Below are 18977 nucleotides of genomic sequence, written 5' to 3' on the forward strand. Positions count from 1 at the left end.
CGCCCCCGTCGCCGTCCTGCCCTCTGTGAACGCGCGGTCCCATCTGCGGGTTCCCGGGCGCAGCGGATACAGTCACCGTTGCGCCAACTACGGGGACAGGAGAGGGCCATTACCGCCAACCGGCCGACGAGCTGGGCGTTCGCCGACGCCTTTGTCGCCGAGGACGAAGCGCTGCGCTGGGCCCGTGACCGGGCCCGGGAGGCAGGGCTGCCCTCGGTGTCACCGGGCACCGGCGCCGCTCTGCGCCTGCTGGCCGCGACGGCGGACGCGAAAGCGGTGGCCGAAATCGGTACCGGCACGGGCGTGTCCGGGATCTATCTGCTGCACGGGATGCGGCCGGACGGGGTCCTGACGACGGTGGACCTGGAACCGGAGCGCCAGCAGTTCGCGAAGACGGCGTTCCGGGAGGCCGGGTTCGCGGCGAACCGGGCGCGCTTCATCCCGGGCCGCGCCCTGGACGTCCTGCCCCGGCTCGCGGACGGCGGGTACGACCTCGTCTTCTGCGACGGCGACCGGCTGGAGTGCCTGGACTACCTCGCTGAATCGTTGCGCCTGCTGCGACCTGGGGGTCTGGTCTGCTTCGAGGGCGTCTTCGCGGACGGCCGCACGGTCGACTCGGCGGCGCAGCCGGCGGAAGTGCTGCGGATACGGGAGCTGCTGCGGGCGGTCCGGGAGAGCCAGGAGCTGCTGCCGTCCCTGCTGCCGGTGGGCGACGGCCTGCTGTGCGCGGTGCGCCGGGGCTGACGGCGCCCTCCCCCGCTCCGCACGCCCCCGATGGCGGCCCCTCGGCCCTCACCCACCCCCGATACACCCCTGCCCCGGCGCGGTGGGTACCGTGCCGGGGCAGGGGCGGACAATCCTGGCTTGTCGAGTCAGCCGACTACCTGCTTCAGGGCGTCGCCGAGGGCTTCGGCCTCGTCCGGGGTCAGCTCGACGACAAGCCGACCGCCGCCTTCGAGCGGAACGCGCATGACGATGCCCCGCCCCTCCTTGGTCACCTCGAGCGGGCCGTCGCCCGTCCGCGGCTTCATGGCCGCCATGCTTGTTCCCCTTCCTGAAACCAGCTCTTCGTCAGCCGACGGCCCCTGATCGGGAGCACACGTCACCGGCATCGAACACATTGCTTCCAGGTCATTATCCCGCATCACAGGACCCGATGACCAACATCGGACTGCATCGCTTGCGCAACGCGCTTCCGCAAAACCGCCCATTTCGGCGATCGGCCTGCGATACTTCGCCGCCACCGCGCCACCATCACCCCGCAACTCTTTGACGCAGGTCACATGTGCGGGGTGGGTGATCTCCGCCATGCTGGGGTCCCCCGGACGAAGTCCGGGGCAGGGACAGGGACGCGAAGACGCGAAGGGAAGCCGCGATGGCCGACACCGTGCTGTACGAAGTGACCGACGGACTCGCCACGATCACGCTCAACCGGCCCGAGGCCATGAACGCGATGAACATCGAGGCGAAGCTCGCCCTCCGGGACGCGGTGGAGGCGGCGGGCGCGGACACGGCCGTACGGGCGGTGCTGCTGACGGCGGCGGGCGACCGCGCGTTCTGCGTGGGGCAGGACCTGAAGGAGCACGTGGGCCTGCTGATGCAGGACAAGGAGTCCGGGTCGCAGGCGACCATGAACACGGTCCGGGACCACTACAACCCGATCGTCAGGGCGCTGACCGGCATGAAGAAGCCGGTGGTGGCGGGCGTGAACGGCGTCGCGGCGGGCGCCGGCTTCGGCTTCGCGCTGGCGGCGGACTACCGGGTGGTCGCGGAGACCGCCGCGTTCAACACCTCCTTCGCGGGCGTGGCGCTGACCGCCGACTCGGGCATGTCGTGGACGCTGCCCCGGCTGATCGGTGCGAGCCGCGCCTCCGACCTGCTGCTCTTCCCGCGCTCGATCAGCGCCCAGGAGGCGTACGAACTCGGGATCGCGAACAAGCTGGTCCCGGCCGCCGACCTCGCCGAGGAGGCCCTGAAGATCGCCCGCACCCTGGCCGAGGGCCCGACGGTGGCGTACGCGGCGCTGAAGGAGTCCATGGCGTACGGCGCGGACCACTCGCTGTCGGAGGCCCTGGAGAAGGAGGACGAGCTCCAGACGGCGGCCGGCGTGTCGGAGGACCACACGATCGCGGTGCAGGCGTTCCTGGCGAAGGAGAAGCCGAAGTACGTCGGCCGCTAGGCCCTGCCCAACCCCACAGGAACCCCTTCGAACGAGTGGTGTGCGCGTCTATATGATCCGCACACCACTCGTTCATCTCGAGTGCTCCACATCTTCTTCACGCACACCTGGGGGGTTTCGTGCGTCCTCTCTCGGCGTCGCGATCCGTTCGCGGCGCTCTCATCACCGCCCTGGCAGTCGGTCTGTCGGCGTCGGCCCTCGCGGTCCCGGCGCAGGCGGCCGACGGCTGGGGCAGGTGTCCCTCCGGCAAGGTCTGCGTCTTCAGCCAGCCGCTCCACCAGGGCGACATGCTGGTGGTGGACCGGACGATGTACTCCCTCGGCGCCTGGGACAACCGCATCCGGTCGTTCGTGAACCACAGCGCGGACGCGGTCTGCTTCTATCCGCAGCACGGTCTCGCTCCCGAGGGGTCCGTGCACTTCTACACGTCGGAGACCTTCGACGAGAGCGCGTACCCCGAGCTCGACCGCGCGGTCAGCTCGATCGACGTCGGCCCCGAGGCGGACGACTTCTGCGGCTCGGAGAGCCGGTTCCCGACCTGGTACGGCGACGCCGCTCCCAAGCTCCGGCCCGCCTCCTCGTCGACGCTCGGCGCGTTCGGCGACGTCAACAACGACGGCTTCGCCGACCTGCTCACCCGTGACGCGGTCGGCGGTCTGTGGACCACCCACAGCTGGGAGGGCACGGGCACCACGCAGCGCCTCGGCGGCGGGTGGCACACCATGACCAAGCTGACCCGTCACGGTGACCACGACGGCGACGGCACCGAGGACGTCCTGGCCCGCGACACGGCCGGCGACCTGTGGTTCTACCCGGGCACCGGCAAGGGCCCGTTCAAGCCCCGCCTCAAGGTCGGCTCGGGCTGGAACACCATGCGGGACATCGCCGCCGCGGGCGACCTGACCGGGGACGGCAAGGCCGACCTGCTCGCGGTCGACACCGCCGGTGTCCTGTGGACGTACCCCGGCAACGGCAAGGGCTGGTTCGGCGCCCGGCAGAAGGCCGGGACGGGCTGGAAGGTCATGAACGAACTCGTCGGCGCCGGCGACATGAACTCCGACCGGCGGGCCGACCTCGTGGCCCGGGACACCGACGGCAAGCTCTGGCTCTACCCGGGCAACGGCCGCGGCTCCTTCGGCGCCCGCAAGCTGATCGGCAACGGCGGCTGGAACGGGCTGAAGGAACTGGCCGGACTGGGCGACCTCACGGGCGACGGCCGGCCCGACCTGGTCGCCCACGCACCGGGCACCGACCCCTGGGACCGGAAGAGCGCCATGTACCTCCGGGTCTACCCGAGCAACGCGGACGGAGGCCTTCAGGCCCCCAGGACGCTCGGCCTGCTCCGCTCCTCCCACTTCGTCTTCTGACGACCCTCACTCCTCCATCGAAGGGAGTCCGATCCATGGTCGGAACCTCTCGGGCACGGCGCGTCCTCGCCGCCGCCGTCGCCACCGTGGCCTCGCTGGCCACGCTCGTCGTCGCGGCGCCGAACGCCGCGGCGGACTCGTCCCGCTGCCCGGCGGGCAAGCTCTGCCTGTTCCAGTACCCGGAGTTCAAGGGCGAGATGAAGATCATCTCCACCAGTCAGCCCACCCTGGGGACCTGGAACGACAGGACCTCGTCGATCGTCAACAACTCCGGTCTGTACGCGAGCGCCTCCACGGGCCCGAACTACACCGGTGAGGACTCGCTGCACATCGGCCCGCACAACGGCGCGATCGATCTGGGCGGCGGCGCGTTCGACGGCAGGCTCGACAACACGATCAGCTCGATCCGGGTGGCCACGACCGACTACGAGCTCTCCTACGGCGTTCCCTGGATGGACTGGCTGGCGCCCAGCGCCCGCCCGGAGCCCGCGCCCGTCAGCACGCTCGGCGACCTGGACAACAACTGGGTCGCCGACCTCCTCCACCGCGGGGAGGACGGCCGGCTCTGGTTCCTGCCGGGGTATCGCGACTTCGGCAGCACCACCCCTCCGAAGGGGCGGCTGATCGGCGGCGGCTGGAACGCGATGACCCAGCTCGTCCGGCACGGCGACTACGACGGCGACCGGAACGAGGACGTCTTCGCCCGTGACAAGGCCGGCGTGCTCTGGCTCTATCCCGGGAACGGCCTGGGCTGGTTCAAGAGCCGCGTCAAGATCGGCGGCGGCTGGAACACCATGCGGGAGATCGCCGCGGTGGGCGACGTCACCGGCGACGGCCGCCGCGACCTGGTCGCCCGGGACACGGCCGGTGTGCTCTGGATGTACCCCGGCAACGGGCGCGGGTGGTTCTCCGCCCGTAAGAGCCTCGGCGCCGGCTGGAACGGGATGAACCGGCTGGTGGCGCCCGGCGACATGACCGGGGACGGCAGGGCGGACCTCGTCGCCCGTGACGGCTCGCGCGCGCTGTGGCTGTACCCGGGCAACGGGCGCGGCGGCTTCGGCAGCCGTACGAAGCTGCCGTACGCCTGGCCCGCCAACGAGCAGCTGCTGACCGTCGGCGACGTGAACGGGGACGGCCTGCCCGACCTCATGCGGACGATCAACTACCGCGAGCTGTACCTCGACGCCGGAAACGGCCAGGGAGGCATCGGCGCACCGACGTTCCAGATGTCCTTCGACGCCGCCGACGGCGTCCACGTCTTCTGACGCCGTCCGACGGCCGCCCGGCCGGGGCCGGGCTCCGTGAGTCCCCGGGGTGCCTCCTAGGAGGTGCCCCGGGCCACGCAGTCCTTGAGGTGGTCGTCGACCAGGCCACAGGCCTGCATCAGGGCGTAGGCCGTGGTCGGGCCGATGAAGCGCAGGCCCCGCTTCTTCAAGGCCTTGGACAGGGCCGTCGACTCGTCCGTCACGGCCGGTACGTCCAGGGTCGTCAGCGGGGCCGGGCGGCTCGCCCGGTCCGGGGCGTGCGACCAGATCAAGGCGTCCAGCTCACCGGGGGCCCACTCGGCCAGCACCTTGGCGTTGGCCATGGCCGCGTCGATCTTCGCGCGGTTGCGGATGATGCCCTCGTCCACGAGGAGCCGCTCCCGGTCCGCCTCGCCGAACCGTGCGACCGAGGCGATCTCGAAGCCGGCGAAGGCCCGGCGGAAGCCCTCGCGCCGGCGCAGGATCGTGATCCACGACAGCCCGGACTGGAACGCCTCCAGACAGAGCCGCTCGAACAGCGCGTCGTCCCCGTGGACCGGTCGGCCCCACTCCTCGTCGTGGTACGCCACGTAGTCCTCGGTCGACAGGCCCCAGGGGCAGCGGAGCCTCCCGTCCGGACCGGGGATCGCCTCGCCGGTCACTGCCCCGCCCCTTCGTCCTTACGGAAGGAGGGGCCGGACGACGGGCCCTGGTCGCCGTGTCCGCCCGGCCTGCCGTGCCCGCCCGCGAGCGCCGCCTCCAGCTCGGCGATCCGGGCGTCCCGCTCGGCGAGCTCGGCGCCCAGGCGCCCGAGGACGTCGTCCACGTCCGCCATCCGGTACCCCCGGGCCGTCACCGGCAGCCGGAGCGCCTCGACGTCGGCGCGGTCCACCGGCCGGGCCGCCGGAAGCGGGTCCACCAGCCGCTCGGGCGCCACCTCGGGCAGCACCTCGCTGTCACCGCCACCGATCACCGCGAGGGTGACCGCGGCGACGACCACGACCATCGCGATCAGCAAGAACCAGAACACCAGCGCGCCTCTCCCCGAAGTGGAAAACGTCCCGTGCCGATCGTGCCATGCGCCACTGACAGTTAGGGTCGCAGGCGAACGGACGCGAGGGAGGACAAAAGGGATGCTGCGCTTGGGACGGCGTGAATTCGGGCCGCACGAGCCGGTGATCATGGCGATCGTGAACCGGACCCCGGATTCCTTCTACGACCAGGGCGCCACCTTCCGCGACGAGCCCGCCCTCGCCCGCGTCGAGCAGGCGGTCGCCGAGGGCGCCGCCATCATCGACGTCGGCGGGGTGAAGGCGGGCCCCGGCGAGGAGGTCACGGCCGAGGAGGAGGCGCGCCGCACGGTCGGTTTCGTGGCGGAGGTACGGCGTCGGCATCCGGAGGTCGTCATCAGCGTCGACACGTGGCGCGCGGACGTCGGCGAGGCGGTCTGCGAGGCCGGCGCGGACGTCCTCAACGACGCGTGGGGCGGGGTCGATCCCCGGCTCGCGGAGGTCGCCGCGCGGTACGGCGCCGGTCTCGTCTGCACCCACGCGGGCGGCGCGGAGCCGAGGACCCGGCCGCACCGGATCGCGTACGAGGACGTGATGGCCGACATCCTGCGGGTGACCGTGGGCCTGGCGGAGCGGGCCGTCGCCCTGGGCGTACGGCGGGACGGGATCATGATCGACCCGGGTCACGACTTCGGGAAGAACACCCGTCACAGCCTGGAGGCGACCCGGCGGCTCGGGGAGATGACGGAGACCGGGTGGCCCGTGCTCGTGTCGCTGTCCAACAAGGACTTCGTGGGCGAGACGCTGGACCGGCCGGTGAAGGAGCGGGTGCTCGGGACCTTGGCGACGACCGCTGTCTCGGCGTGGCTCGGTGCCCAGGTGTATCGGGTGCATGAAGTCGCCGAGACTCGGCAGGTGCTCGACATGGTGGCGACGATCGCGGGGCACCGTGAGCCCGCCGTCGCCCGGCGCGGGCTGGCGTAGGACGGAAGGGGCGGGGCGGGCTCTTTCCCGCCCCGCCCCTTCCCGTGACGGGGGCTCCGCCCCCGGACCCGCGCGCCTCGGGCGCCGACGGGCCGGATCCTCTGCTTACCGGCCCGTCTCCTTGCTGACCAGGGCGACCGCCTCGTCCACGTCGTCCGTCACGTGGAAGAGGAGCAGGTCCCGCTCCGAGGCCTTGCCGCCCGCGACCACCGAGTCGCGGAGCCAGTCGACGAGGCCCTTCCAGTACTCCGTACCGAAGAGCACGATCGGGAAGCGGGTCACCTTGCGCGTCTGGACGAGGGTGAGGGCCTCGAACAGCTCGTCCAGGGTGCCGAGACCGCCGGGGAGGACGACGAACCCCTGGGCGTACTTCACGAACATCGTCTTGCGGACGAAGAAGTAGCGGAAGTTCACCCCGATGTCGACGTGCGGGTTGAGCCCCTGCTCGAAGGGGAGCTCGATGCCCAGGCCGACCGAGATGCCCTTGGCGTCCCGCGCGCCCTTGTTCGCCGCTTCCATCGCGCCCGGGCCGCCGCCCGTGATGACCGCGAAGCCGGCCTCGACCAGCGCGCGGCCGAGCCGCACGCCCGCTTCGTACTCCGGCGAGTCCGGCTTCGTACGCGCCGAGCCGAAGACGCTGATCGCGCTCGGGAGTTCGGCGAGGGCGCCGAAGCCCTCCACGAACTCGGACTGGATGCGCATGACCCGCCACGGGTCGGTGTGCACCCACTCCGAGTCGCCCTCGGTGTCCAGCAGACGCTGATCCGTGGTGCCCGGCTGGACCTGGTCCCGGCGCCGCAGCACCGGTCCCAGCCGCTGCTCCTCCGGCTTCGACGCTCCCTCGGGGATACCCATGGCCTGCTCCCTCCACCGATCCACTGATCTTCTGATTCGGTCAGGGTAGGTCCACAGACGTGACAAAAAGCAGAATTACGGCTGTCAGGCAGTGAGCCAGTCGCGGAGCCGCGCCTCGCAGTGGACGATCCGCTCCACGACGACGTGCTCGTCGACCTTGTGCGCGTAGATCGGGTCGCCCGGACCGTAGTTGACCGCGGGGACGCCCAGCGCGCTGAAGCGGGCCACGTCGGTCCAGCCGAACTTGGGGTGGGCCGTGCCGCCGACCGCCTTCATGAACGCCTCGGCGGCCGGGTGGGAGAGGCCCGGCAGGGCGCCACCGCTGTGGTCGTCGACCACGAACTCGGCGACGCCGCAGTCGGCGAATACCTCGCGCACGTGCGCCTCGGCCTCGGCAGGGGTGAGGTCGGGGGCGTAGCGGTAGTTGACGACGACCGTGCAGGCGTCGGGGATGACGTTGTTGGCGACGCCGCCCTCGATCCGTACGGCGTTGAGGCCCTCGTGGTACTCCAGGCCGTCGATGACCGGCCGCCGCGGCTCGTACGCGGCGAGGCGGGCGAGGATCGGGGCGGCGGAGTGGATGGCGTTGGAGCCCATCCAGGAGCGCGCGGAGTGGGCGCGTTCGCCCTCCGTACGCAGGAAGACGCGCAGCGTGCCCTGGCAGCCGCCCTCGACCTCGGCGTTGGAGCCCTCCAGGAGGACCGCGAAGTCGCCCTCCAGCCAGTCGGGGTGGGCCTCGGCGATCTTCCCGAGGCCGTTGAGATGGGCGGCGACCTCCTCCTGGTCGTAGAAGACGAAGGTCAGGTCACGGTTGGGCGCGGGGACGGTGGCGGCGATCCGGAGCTGGACGGCGACGCCCGACTTCATGTCGGAGGTGCCGCAGCCCCACAGGATGCCGTTCTCGTCGAGCCGCGAGGGCACGTTGTCGGCGATCGGCACGGTGTCGATGTGACCGGCGAGGATCACCCGCTCCTCGTGGCCCAGGTTCGTCCGGGCGACGACGTTGTTGCCGAAGCGGTCGACGGTGAGGTGCGGCAGGGTCCGCAGGGCCTGCTCGATCGCGTCGGCGAGCGGCTCCTCGGTCCCGCTGACCGAGGGGAAGTCGACGAGCGCGGCGGTGAGCGCGGGGCCGTCCAGCGTGAGGTCGAGGGGAGCGTTGTCAGCCATGTGCCGACCCTAACCCGGCCTCCAGTACGGTGGGCCCCGTGTCCGAGCCCAGCCGTATCCCCCACACTGCCCGCACCGGCCGTCGCGGCCGTCTCGCCAGGTACACGGCGGCCTTCGCCGTGCTCTGCGGTCTGATCGCCTATGTGGCCGTGCACCATGTCACGGGCTCCAAGGGCGCGCCCACCTGCACGGTGGGCAGTGGCGAGAACACATACGAATTCACGCCCGAGCAGGCGGCGAACGCGGCCACCATCTCGGCCGTGGGCACCACGCGCCGGATGCCTGAGCGGGCCGTCACGATCGCCCTGGCGACGGCGCTCCAGGAGTCCGCGCTGCGGAACATCGAGCACGGCGACCGGGACTCCCTCGGCCTGTTCCAGCAGCGCCCGTCGATGGGCTGGGGCACGCCGGAGCAGATCATGGACCCGGTGTACTCCTCCCGGAAGTTCTACGAGGGTCTCGCGAAGGTCCCGGGATACTCGCGGCTCCCGCTGACGGTGGCGGCCCAGAAGGTGCAGCGCAGCGGATTCCCGCAGGCGTACGCGAAGCACGAGCCGGACGCGGCGCTGCTCGCGGCCGCACTGACGGGCCGCTCGGCGGCCGCCCTCCGCTGCACGACGAGCACCGTCGACGCCGGAAGGCCGGGCGACCCGGTGAAGGTACGGGCGGAGCTGGTACGGGCCTTCGGCGAGAAGGCCGCCCCGAAACCGGCGGCGGGCGCGGACGGGGGTACGGGCACGGGTTCGGGTGCGGTTTCGGGCGCGGGCAGGAACGCCGGTGGCGGCGGCACGGGCGCGCAGGCCGCCCCCGCCGTGATCTCCGTCCCCGTCCTCGCGACCTCGGGCACGGACGCCCAGCGCGGCTGGGAGCTGGCCCACTGGGCGGTGGCGCGGGCGCACGACCTGCGGATCGCGGAAGTGGCGTACGCGGGCAAGGTCTGGCGCGCGACCGACACCTCGGGCACGTGGACCCGGTCCCGGGCGACGGACGCGGCCGACGAGGCGACGGTGCGTATCCGGCTGGAGCGGTAGGGGCCGGCCACGCGGCCGGGAGCCCGCTCGCCGGTCGGGCGCGCGTACGGAGGGTCACCTGATCGGGTATTCGGCGGCGTCCCTCCGCGGCCGACCCGCCTCACCCCCCACTCCCCTTGCGCCCCAAGGGGAGTGACGGTTCAGCAGGGCTTGGATCTTCGGCGCGTTCGTCCGCTTTCCTCCCGACCCGATAATGCGATGCATCGCACGGGCTTTACCTTCGAACGCCGCAACCTCCCCCTCCCCCGCCTCGGTTGAGCACGGCGTCAGTACGTCCTCTCCGTCGAAGGAGCACCATGTCCCTCCCCCTGACCCGTCGGATCGCCCGCGCCGCCCTCCTCGTCGCGGCCGGAGCAGCCCCCGTGGTCGGTGCGGCCGGCTCCGCGAGCGCCATGGAGCACAACATCGCGCCCACGGGCGCCCTCGCCGGCATCAGCTCGCTGGACGGCGCCGGGGTCGGCACCGCGGTCGACGGCGCCTCGCAGACCGCCACCGGCGTCGTCGGCGAGACCGGCAGCAAGGCCGTCGGCAAGGCCGTCCCGGCCGCCGGCAAGACCGTGGGCGCGGCGGGCAAGACCGCCACCCCGGCCGCGCAGAAGGTCGCGGGCGAGACCGCCGGCAGCACGGGCGAGGTCCTCGGCGAGACCGCGGGCGCGGCCACCGAGAGCGCCCCGTCGACCGGCGCCCTCGGCCAGGGCCTCCCGACCGGCGGCGTCCCGTCGCTGGGCGGTCTCCCGCTCGGCGGCTGATCGGCGGCCGACCGGCGCCTGGCCGTCGGCCGGGCGCCGACTGAACCCCCGTACCGGTAACTCCAGCACCGGTACGGGAAAGGGCCCGGGGAGCGTGCCGCTCCCCGGGCCCTCTCGTGTCCGTACGACCGTCAGGCGGCCAGGCGCTTGACCGCCGCCTCGACCCGCTCGTCCGTCGCCGTGAAGGCCACGCGGACGAACCGCTCCCCCGCCGTCCCGTAGAAGTCCCCGGGCGCGACCAGGATGCCCTTGTCGGCCAGGTACGCCACGGTCTCCCAGCAGGGCTCGTCGCGGGTCGCCCACAGGTAGAGGCTCGCCTCGCTGTGCTCGATGCGGAAGCCGTGTGCCTCCAGCGCCGTCCGCAGCGCCGCGCGCCGGGCCGCGTACCGCTCGCGCTGCTCGGCGACGTGCGCGTCGTCGCCGAGAGCGACGACCGTGGCGGCCTGCACCGGGGCGGCCGTCATCATGCCGCCGTGCTTACGGATCTGGAGCAGCTCGCCGAGGACGGTCGCGTCGCCCGCGATGAACGCGGCGCGGTAGCCGGCCAGGTTGGAGCGCTTGGAGAGCGAGTGGACGGCGACGATGCCCTCGTACGTACCGCCGCAGACGTCCGGGTGCAGCACGGAGACCGGGTCGGCCTCCCAGCCCAGCTCCAGGTAGCACTCGTCGGAGAAGACGAGGATGCCGTGCTCGCGCGCCCAGGCCACGATCCGGGTCAGCTCGTCCTTGCCGAGGACCTTGCCGGTGGGGTTGGAGGGCGAGTTCAGCCAGAGGAGCTTGACCCCGGCCGGGTCGAGGTCGGCGACGGGATCGTCGTAGACGACGGGCTCCGCGCCGCAGAGCCGGGCGCCGACCTCGTACGTCGGGTAGGCGAGGCGCGGGTAGGCGACCTGGTCACCGGCGCCGAGGCCGAGCTGCGTCGGCAGCCAGGCGACGAGTTCCTTGGAGCCGACGACCGGCAGCACGTTGTGGTGGGTGAGGGCGACCGCGCCGAGGCGCCGCTCGCACCAGCCGGTGAGCGCGTCCCGCAGCTCGGTCGTGCCCCAGACCGTCGGATAGCCGGGCGAGTCCGCCGCCGCGACCAGCGCACGCTGGATCAGCTCCGGGACGGGGTCGACCGGGGTCCCCACGGAGAGGTCCACGATGCCGTCCGGGTGGGCCACCGCCGTCTTCTTGTACGGCTCCAGCTTGTCCCAGGGGAAGGCGGGGAGGCGCGAAGAGACTGCGCCCGAGACTGCGCTCACGAGTTGGCTCACTTCCTCGTACGTACGAAAAGTCGCGTCGACAAACGCGTCGGTCCCGTACAGCGCGCCGGTGGGCGAGGCTGTACGGGACCGAGGACGGTTCGATCAGCCGTTCTGCGGCGGCAGGGCGGCGATGAAGGGGTGGTCGCGCTCGATCAGGCCGAGCTTGGAGGCACCACCGGGCGAACCGAGCTCGTCGAAGAACTCGACGTTCGCCTTGTAGTAGTCCTTCCACTCCTCCGGGGTGTCGTCCTCGTAGAAGATGGCCTCGACCGGGCACACCGGCTCACAAGCACCACAGTCGACGCATTCGTCCGGGTGGATGTACAAGGACCGGGAGCCCTCGTAGATGCAGTCGACGGGGCACTCCTCGATGCATGCCTTGTCCTTGACGTCGACACAAGGCTGCGCGATGACGTAGGTCACGCTGTCGTTCCTCCTCGGTAGGGCTGGTCTGCGCGGGAGCGCGGCGTCGTCGATGCCCGCCCCTAGTATCTCCGTTCTTGGGGACGATCCGAACAGGAGGGGCGGAGAAGCTGTGGAATTCACCGCTGGAGGGCGCCTTGAGGTGTGTATTACCCGCGCTGACGTGGGAAAACGTGTCTCAGTTCGGTATGTGACGGAGGCGGGTGACCCGGGTGGGAAATTCACCGACGCGGTAGGAGTTCTCACATCCTGGGATCAGGGTGTGGTCTTGATCACACGACGGACGGGTGAGGCTGTCCGGATCGCGGAATCCGCCCTGGTCGCGGGCAAGGTCGTGCCCGCCGCCCCGGCCCGCAGGCGCGGTCCGGCCGCCTCCTTCGAGGAGCTGGCGCGGGCGACGGCGCGCGCGTGGCAGCCGGCGGAGAGCGAGGCGCTGGGCGAGTGGACGCTGCGGGCCGCGGGCGGGTTCACCCGGCGGGCCAACTCGGTGCTGCCGCTCGGTGACCCCGGACTGCCGCTGGACGCCGCGCTGGCGCGCGTCCGCGGGTGGTACGGCGAGCGGGACCTCACTCCGTACGTACAGACGGCGACGGGCGCGGCGGGCACGCAGGAACTCCTCTGCGCGGATCTTGAGCGGCACGGCTGGCGGCCGGAGGTCACGGCGGAGGTACGGGTCGCAGGGCTCGCCCCGGTCGGTGACCTGGACGCGGACGTCTCGCGGGTCCGGCTCGCACGGAGCGTGGACGAGTCGTGGCTGCGCCGCTACAACCGGGCAGGTGTGGTCGGGCCCCATGTGCTGCGCGTCCTGTCCAGCGGCCCGAGTGTGTGGTTCGCATCCGTACCGGGCACGGAAGACATACCGGCGGCGATCGGTCGGTGTGTGGTCGACGGCCGCTGGGCCGGGTTCTTGGCGGTGGAGGTCGACCCCGCGTACCGGCGCCAGGGTCTTGCCACGGCCGTGATGGCGGCGCTCGCCCGGCAGGCCCTCGACGAGGGCGCGTCGGCGGCCTGGCTCCAGGTGGAGTCGGACAACGACGGGGCGCGGGCGATGTACGAGGCCATGGGCTTCGCGGTCCATCACCACTACCACCACTACCGACCGGCGGAGGCGTGAGGGAGGAGACCGGCGTGACCGGCGTGACCGAATGGCGGCGGGAGTTCGCGGAGGAGGCCCGTTCGCGGCGTCCGGACCTCGCACGGCTCTGTCTGCTGATCGGGGCGGTGGCGGACGACGGCCTGACCGAGGCCGACCTGGACGAGGCGGAGATCGAGCTCGACCGGCTGGCCGGAGAGCTGCCGTACGGCGTGCACGACCCGGCGGACTGGGTGGCCGCGCTGGCCCGGCTGCTCGGCGGGCGGTACGGCTTCCAGGGCGTTCCGGCCGACTACCAGCGCCTGGAGTCCTCGCTGCTGCACGAGGTGCTTCGGCGGCGCCGTGGGCTCCCGATCCTGCTGTCCGTGGTCTGGATGGAGGTGGCACGGCGGGCGGGCGCCCCCGTGTACGGCCTCGGGCTGCCGGGCCACTTCGTGATCGGCTTCGGCGACCCGGCGGCCCAGGTCTTCGCGGACCCCTTCGCGGGCGGCAGGCCGATGACCGGTGTGGACGCGGAGCTGCTGGTCGCGGGCGCGACGGGCGAGCCTCTTGAGCCGTCGATGCTGCGCCCGACGGACCCGCTGGACATCGTCCTGCGCATCCTGAACAACATCCGCGCCTGGGCGGCCCCCCGCCCGGAACGGTCGAGCGTGGCGCTGTGGGCGGTGGAGCTGTCCCTGCTCCTCCCCTCCCACCCGGCCCGGCTGCGCTACGAGCACGCGGAGCTGCTGGTGCAGCGGGGCGACTTCCAGGCGGGGGCGGCGGAGATGGAGGCGTACGCCTCGGTCGTGGACGCGGTCGAACCGAGCGCGGCAGCCTCGATCCGCAACAGGGCCCAGGCGGCGCGCGCCCTGCTGAACTAGGGGGCCAGGGGTGCCCCGAACTAGGGGGCCAGGGGTGCCCCGAGCCGAGTGCGGCGGGGCATGGTGACCCCGCACTACCCGAGAGTTGTCTGTACAACTCCCGGCCCCCGTTCCCCAACTGGCCTTCAAGAGTTCACTCCTGACTGCTGCGATACATGCGCCATGTGGACGAACCACAGCGCTTGATCGAGGAGGCTCGAGTGAATCTCGTAGTCAACGGCGACGCGGAGAGCGGACCCGGCGGGTCCGCCGCCCCCGTCACCGAGGTGACCGGGTGGGTGGTGGCCGAAGGGGCGCCCGCGCTCATCTCGTACGCCCTGGGGAACGGTTACCCCGGGGCCGGTGACCCCGGGCCCGCCAGTCGTGGGAGCCGGTTCTTCTCCGGCGGCAACAGCCCCCGTACCGCGCTCGTCCAGGACATCGCCCTGCCCCGGAACGGCTCCACGGGGTGGCTGCACATCGACGCCGGGCAGGTGAGCTACACGCTCGCCGGATGGCTCGGCGGGTACGCGGCGCAGGAGGACGGCGCCCGGCTGTCCGTGGAGTTCCGCGACGCCCAGGGCACCCCGGTGGCCCTCTCCGTGCTCGGACCGGTGACGGCCGCCGAGCGGCTGTCCCGTACCGCGCTCCTGGAGCGCAGCGCGACCGCGAGGGTGCCGCGTACCGCGCGCTCCGCGCGGGTGCTGCTCGTCTTCACGCGCACCGGCAGCGGAACGTCCAACGACGGGTACGCCGACGCCATATCGCTCACGCTGCACGCCACGGGGGGACTCAAGTGACCAGGCTCAACCGCCGCGATCTGCTCAAGGCGGCCGGAGCCGCCGGCGCCCTGAACCTCGTCTGGCCGCTCTCCGCCGGACTGTCGCCCGCGCAGGCCCTGGAGGCCGCCCAGGCGCTCGGCGCCGACTACGACCCGGCGCCGTTCACCCTCGGCGTCGCCTCGGGCGACCCGCAGCCCGACAGCGTCGTGCTGTGGACGCGGCTCGCCCCCGAGCCGCTGGCCGCCGAGCAGAAGCTGAGTGAGATCGTCGAGGTCGAGTGGTTCGTCTCCACCGACCCCCAGCTGCGGAACATCGTCGCGAGCGGCTCCGTGCCCGCCTCCGCGACGCTCGGCCACAGCGTGCACGTCCCGGTCTCCGGGCTGCGTCCGGGCATCCACTACTGGTACGCCTTCAAGGCGCTGGGCAGGCGGAGCCGGATCGGCCGTACGAAGACCGCGCCCGTCGGCAGCATCGCCTCGGTCCGCTTCGCCGCCGCCAACTGCCAGGCGTTCCACGACGGTTTCTACGCGGCCCACCGGGGCATCGCCCGCGAGAACGTCGACTTCGTCGTCCACCTCGGCGACTACATCTACGAGCACGGTCAGGTCGGCGGCGTCCCCGCCGACCACGTCCGCGACCACGAGGGCCCGGGGGTCTTCACCGTGGCCGACTACCGTCGCCGGCACGCGCTCTACAAGGGCGACGCCTCCCTGCGCGAGGCGCACGCGGCCCACCCGTGGTTCCTGACCTGGGACGACCACGAGGTCGTCAACGACTACTCCGGTACGGGCGGCGGCGCGCCGTTCATGCAGCGGAGGGCGGCCGCGTACCAGGCCTGGTACGAGAACATGCCGCACCGCGACGGCGGTGCCGGGACCAGGACCGCGCTGCCGGACCCGGAGATCCACCGCGTGCGCCGCTGGGGCGACCTGCTGGAGCTGAGCGTCCTCGACCTGCGCTCGTACCGCTCGGCCCAGAACCTCGCCGACGGCACGATCCTCGGCGCCGGGCAGAAGAACTGGCTGAAGAAGAACATCGACGGCGCCCCCGACACCTGGCACGTGTGGGCCAACTCGATCATGCTCAGCCAGCTCCGGGGCCGTCCCGGCGGCTCGTACATGTTCACCGACCAGTGGGACGGCTTCCGCGCCGAGCGCAAGGAGATCCTCGGCCATGTGCACAGCACGGGCATGGAGGACCTGGTCGTCATCACCGGCGACTGGCACTCGGCGTTCGTCGACGACATCCGGCCCGACTTCGACGACGTCTCCTCCCCCGTCATCGGTACGGAGTTCACGGCGCACTCGGTGACCTCGGGCGCCTACTCGGCGAGCTGGAACGCCACGAACGGGCCTGTCATGGGGGCGGCCAACCCGCACCTGAAGTACTTCGAGGGCAACCGCTACGGCTACGACGTCTACGAGGTCACCCCGCAGCGCTTCAGCGCGCACATGCGGGTGATCGGCGACCGCCGCGACCCGGCGTCGCCCGTCTCCACGCTGACCACCTTCCACGTGGACCGCGGGAAGGCGGGCTCGTACGAGGACCCGGCGACCAAGGGCTCGCCGGCGCAGTACCGCCGCGACTGACGGTGGACGGCCGAAGGGCCCGTCCCGCCGGTCTCCACCGGTGGGACGGGCCCTTCGCGCGTACGTCGGTCGTCCGGCCCTCGTCAGCCCTGGCCGCTGAGGTCGATCGTCTTCGTCCGCTCGGCCAGGGTCTTGCCCATCAGGGCGTCGCGCATGACGAACGCCACGTCGTCGGCGGAGACCTGGTGCTTCTTGCCGTCGGCCTTGGTGATCATGATGCCGTCGAAGACGCCGTCGAGGAGCCGCTCGATCGCCTTCTTGTCGTAGACCTCCACCAGGCGGCCGTTGACGGGCTTCATGGAGAGGATCTGCGGGAGCGAGCGCGCCGGGCCGAACTTGATCTCCTTGGACCCCGCCTTGATCAGGATCACGTCGGACATCGCGGGCTGGGCGAACTCCCTCATCGCCCGGTCCAGCTCGGCCTTGGTGATCGTGGGCTCGCGGGTGACGACGGGCAGCTCGACCGGCTTCGCCTTGCCCGTCTCGACCTGGGCGCGGTACGCGTCCTTGACGAAGAGCATCGAACGGGCGACGTCCAGGCCCTTGCCCGGCTTGCCCTCCACGGCGGTGACCTTGCCGGGGGAGAACTTGATTGTGCCCTCGGTGGCGGAGCCGGAGGCGCCGGCCACGTCGGTCAGGGCGACGGCCAGCTTCTCCTCGTCGACCGGGAGCTTCGGCTCGGCGACCCGCTCGCCGCCGAAGAGGGAGCCGATCACGGAGACGGGGTTGTAGTCGCTGCCCGCCGCGGCGCGGACGGTCTCCTGGCTGTCCAGGGAGAGACCGGCCTTGTCCGGGGCGAGCTCGACCGTCTTGCCGCCGACGTTGAGCTTGAGGGGCGCGTGGGCGCGCTTGCCGAGGGCGGCCTCCAGCTTGTTGACGCCCTCCTCCTTCGTACCGCCGCCGATGTCCACGCCGAGGACGGTCGTGCCCTTGGGGACGTCGGAGTGGTTGAGGAGCAGCCCGGCGCCGTAGGCGACACCGGCGAGGCCGAAGACGCCGGCACCGACGAGGACCAGCTTGGAGCGGCCCTTCTTCGGCGGGGCGGAGGAGCGGGACGAGGAGGCGGGGGCGGGGGACGAGGGCGCGGGGCGCGGCTCGGCCGGGGCGCCGCCGACGTACTCGGGGGTCGAGAATCCTCGGTCCTGGGCCCGGGGCGTCAGGTCCGGGCCCGAGGGGACGACCGGGATGCCGCTGGTGAGCGTGTCCCCGGAGACGTGGCCGCCACCGGGCGGGGCCTGTCCGGGGCCGGGGGCGCCCGGGCCGGGGTTCTGGGGCGTGAGGACGGCGGTGTCGTCCGACATCCGCGGGCCTCCCCCGAAGGGGTCACCGGCGGTCGGCGCGGTGCCGGCCAGGGGGTCACCGGGGTTCGACGGCCCACCCGTCAGGGGGTCGCCGACCGCCAGCGGGTTGCCAGCCATGGGTCCGGCGCCTGCCAGCGGGTTGCCCGCCGTGGGGCCACCACCCATGGGTCGCCCACCCATAGGCGCGCCGCCCATGGTGCTGTTGCCCGTCACGGGGCCCGTCGTCGGGCCGTTCGGGGCTGCGGGGCCCTGGGAGTAGGGGGCGCCGTCGGGGCCGTACGCGGCCTCGTCCTGCGGCGGGGTCGCGAGGAACATCGGCGTACCGGACGCGGGCGTGGCCGAGATCGACGCGCCGCCGACCCTCGGGATGCCGCCCGTCGCGGGACCGGCGAAACCGGCGCCGCGCGGCTGGCCGCCCGTCGCCGGGGGCCGTACGCCCGCCGGAGGCGTGCGTCCCGGGCCCGAGGCACCCGGACCCGAGCCCCGTCCGGGCGCGCCGGGGCGCGGCGCGCCGGGCTCGGAGAGCTGGGACAGGCCCGACTTCCCGGCCGGGGCGGAAGGACCGGCGGGAGGAGCCGTGGAGGGCCCCGCGGAGGGAGCCGGGGCCGCAGGCGCGTCGGGCGTGGCCGACTTGCGCGGGGCGAACCAGTCGCTCGTCGGCTTGTCCTCGGCCTTGGGCGGCTCGGCCTGAGCGGGCGCCGGAGCGGCCGCGGCCTCCGGCGCGGGGGCCGGTGCCGGCGCCTCGGAGGCCGGAGCGGGCACGGAGTCCGAGGAGGCGTCGCCGACCGGCTTGCGGACGACCACGGGCGGGATCGGCCGCGAACCCGGGATGTTGATCCGGATGCGGGTGGTCAGCGTGGTCTCGGTCTTCGGCTCTTCCGGCTGCGGAGGAGCGGGCGGCGCGGCGGCGGCACCGGCCGTCTCGTCGGACCCGTCCTGCAGGGGGTGGAGCGACGGATACTGGCGGGATCCGTACGGCGGCGTACCGGACGGGTACGCGGCTCCACCGCGCCCCTGGGCGCCGGAGGACGAACTGTCAGTCTCTCGACCAGTTTCACGACTCAAAGCAGGTTCTCCCGGTTGGCTCCACCGCCCGCTCTTGCTGGTGCACGTG

General features: G+C 72.4%; 19 protein-coding genes. 11 read left to right on the plus strand and 8 right to left on the minus strand.

The window, feature by feature from the left end; genetic code table 11:
• Positions 1-78 precede the first annotated feature (78 nt).
• Positions 79-744 carry an O-methyltransferase gene (locus ACWF79_RS08360; RefSeq protein WP_453727260.1) on the plus strand — a complete coding sequence of 222 codons (666 nt, stop codon included), beginning with the start codon at positions 79-81 and terminating at the stop codon, positions 742-744.
• Positions 745-872: 128 nt separating this feature from the next.
• Here the strand turns inward: ACWF79_RS08360 and ACWF79_RS08365 are convergent, their stop codons facing one another.
• Positions 873-1040 (minus strand): DUF3117 domain-containing protein, encoded by a 168-nt coding sequence (locus ACWF79_RS08365; RefSeq protein ID WP_006346801.1) that lies wholly within the window; start codon positions 1038-1040, stop codon positions 873-875.
• A gap of 335 nt (positions 1041-1375) precedes the next feature.
• On the opposite strand from ACWF79_RS08365, the gene chcB reads away from it, so the two are divergent.
• The 3 genes from chcB to ACWF79_RS08380 all read left to right on the plus strand — a co-directional run bounded on the left by chcB (position 1376) and on the right by ACWF79_RS08380 (position 4811).
• Positions 1376-2179, plus strand: a complete 804-nt coding sequence (gene chcB / locus ACWF79_RS08370) for a 2-cyclohexenylcarbonyl CoA isomerase (protein ID WP_453727261.1) — start codon at positions 1376-1378, stop codon at positions 2177-2179.
• Between the two features lie 119 nt (positions 2180-2298).
• Positions 2299-3546: an FG-GAP-like repeat-containing protein gene (locus ACWF79_RS08375; RefSeq protein ID WP_453727262.1), complete on the plus strand. Its 1248-nt coding sequence runs from the start codon at positions 2299-2301 to the stop codon at positions 3544-3546.
• A gap of 35 nt (positions 3547-3581) precedes the next feature.
• Positions 3582-4811 (plus strand): FG-GAP-like repeat-containing protein, encoded by a 1230-nt coding sequence (locus tag ACWF79_RS08380; protein WP_453727263.1) that lies wholly within the window; start codon positions 3582-3584, stop codon positions 4809-4811.
• 56 nt (positions 4812-4867) lie between these two features.
• On the opposite strand, the gene ACWF79_RS08385 is transcribed toward ACWF79_RS08380, so the two are convergent.
• Together ACWF79_RS08385 and ACWF79_RS08390 are read right to left on the minus strand one after the other, a co-directional pair.
• Complete coding sequence (locus tag ACWF79_RS08385; RefSeq protein WP_453727264.1) at positions 4868-5452, minus strand: DNA-3-methyladenine glycosylase I; 585 nt, start codon at positions 5450-5452, stop codon at positions 4868-4870.
• Entirely contained in the window at positions 5449-5820 is a 372-nt protein-coding gene (locus tag ACWF79_RS08390) for a hypothetical protein (protein WP_453727265.1), read from the minus strand. The genes ACWF79_RS08385 and ACWF79_RS08390 overlap by 4 nt, the downstream gene beginning before the upstream one ends.
• A gap of 103 nt (positions 5821-5923) precedes the next feature.
• Between ACWF79_RS08390 and folP the strand changes: the two genes are divergently transcribed.
• Positions 5924-6784 carry a dihydropteroate synthase gene (gene folP, locus ACWF79_RS08395; RefSeq protein WP_453727266.1) on the plus strand — a complete coding sequence of 287 codons (861 nt, stop codon included), beginning with the start codon at positions 5924-5926 and terminating at the stop codon, positions 6782-6784.
• 105 nt (positions 6785-6889) lie between these two features.
• Here folP and ACWF79_RS08400 read toward each other — a convergent pair whose 3' ends face one another.
• Positions 6890-7639 (minus strand): LOG family protein, encoded by a 750-nt coding sequence (locus ACWF79_RS08400; protein WP_453727267.1) that lies wholly within the window; start codon positions 7637-7639, stop codon positions 6890-6892.
• 84 nt (positions 7640-7723) lie between these two features.
• Positions 7724-8806 carry a succinyl-diaminopimelate desuccinylase gene (dapE, locus tag ACWF79_RS08405; protein WP_453727268.1) on the minus strand — a complete coding sequence of 361 codons (1083 nt, stop codon included), beginning with the start codon at positions 8804-8806 and terminating at the stop codon, positions 7724-7726.
• Between the two features lie 29 nt (positions 8807-8835).
• Here dapE and ACWF79_RS08410 point away from each other — a divergent pair, with 29 nt between their 5' ends.
• Both ACWF79_RS08410 and ACWF79_RS08415 read left to right on the plus strand, forming a co-directional pair.
• Positions 8836-9837 (plus strand): hypothetical protein, encoded by a 1002-nt coding sequence (locus tag ACWF79_RS08410; RefSeq protein ID WP_453727269.1) that lies wholly within the window; start codon positions 8836-8838, stop codon positions 9835-9837.
• 296 nt (positions 9838-10133) lie between these two features.
• A complete protein-coding gene (locus ACWF79_RS08415) occupies positions 10134-10586 on the plus strand; it encodes an ATP-binding protein (RefSeq protein ID WP_453727270.1) in 453 nt (150 codons plus the stop codon).
• Positions 10587-10717: 131 nt separating this feature from the next.
• Here the strand turns inward: ACWF79_RS08415 and ACWF79_RS08420 are convergent, their stop codons facing one another.
• Both ACWF79_RS08420 and fdxA read right to left on the minus strand, forming a co-directional pair.
• Positions 10718-11830: a bifunctional succinyldiaminopimelate transaminase/glutamate-prephenate aminotransferase gene (locus ACWF79_RS08420; RefSeq protein WP_453727271.1), complete on the minus strand. Its 1113-nt coding sequence runs from the start codon at positions 11828-11830 to the stop codon at positions 10718-10720.
• A gap of 105 nt (positions 11831-11935) precedes the next feature.
• Positions 11936-12256, minus strand: coding sequence for a ferredoxin (fdxA, locus tag ACWF79_RS08425; RefSeq protein WP_003985062.1), 321 nt, complete (start codon positions 12254-12256; stop codon positions 11936-11938).
• A gap of 112 nt (positions 12257-12368) precedes the next feature.
• Here fdxA and ACWF79_RS08430 point away from each other — a divergent pair, with 112 nt between their 5' ends.
• The 4 genes from ACWF79_RS08430 (at position 12369) to ACWF79_RS08445 (ending at position 16562) form a co-directional block, all read left to right on the plus strand.
• Positions 12369-13370, plus strand: a complete 1002-nt coding sequence (locus ACWF79_RS08430) for a GNAT family N-acetyltransferase (RefSeq protein ID WP_453727272.1) — start codon at positions 12369-12371, stop codon at positions 13368-13370.
• Positions 13367-14212: a SirB1 family protein gene (locus ACWF79_RS08435; RefSeq protein ID WP_453727273.1), complete on the plus strand. Its 846-nt coding sequence runs from the start codon at positions 13367-13369 to the stop codon at positions 14210-14212. Before ACWF79_RS08430 ends, ACWF79_RS08435 begins: the two co-directional genes overlap by 4 nt.
• Before the next feature lie 200 nt (positions 14213-14412).
• Positions 14413-14991 (plus strand): phosphoesterase, encoded by a 579-nt coding sequence (locus ACWF79_RS08440; protein ID WP_453727274.1) that lies wholly within the window; start codon positions 14413-14415, stop codon positions 14989-14991.
• On the plus strand, positions 14988-16562 hold the full coding sequence (locus ACWF79_RS08445) for an alkaline phosphatase D family protein (protein WP_453727275.1): 1575 nt from the start codon (positions 14988-14990) through the stop codon (positions 16560-16562). The genes ACWF79_RS08440 and ACWF79_RS08445 overlap by 4 nt, the downstream gene beginning before the upstream one ends.
• An 83-nt stretch (positions 16563-16645) precedes the next feature.
• Here the strand turns inward: ACWF79_RS08445 and ACWF79_RS08450 are convergent, their stop codons facing one another.
• A complete protein-coding gene (locus ACWF79_RS08450) occupies positions 16646-18928 on the minus strand; it encodes a hypothetical protein (RefSeq protein WP_453727276.1) in 2283 nt (760 codons plus the stop codon).
• Between the last annotated feature and the right edge of the window lie 49 nt (positions 18929-18977).

The sequence above is a fragment of the Streptomyces sp. NPDC054975 genome, from assembly GCF_053609105.1.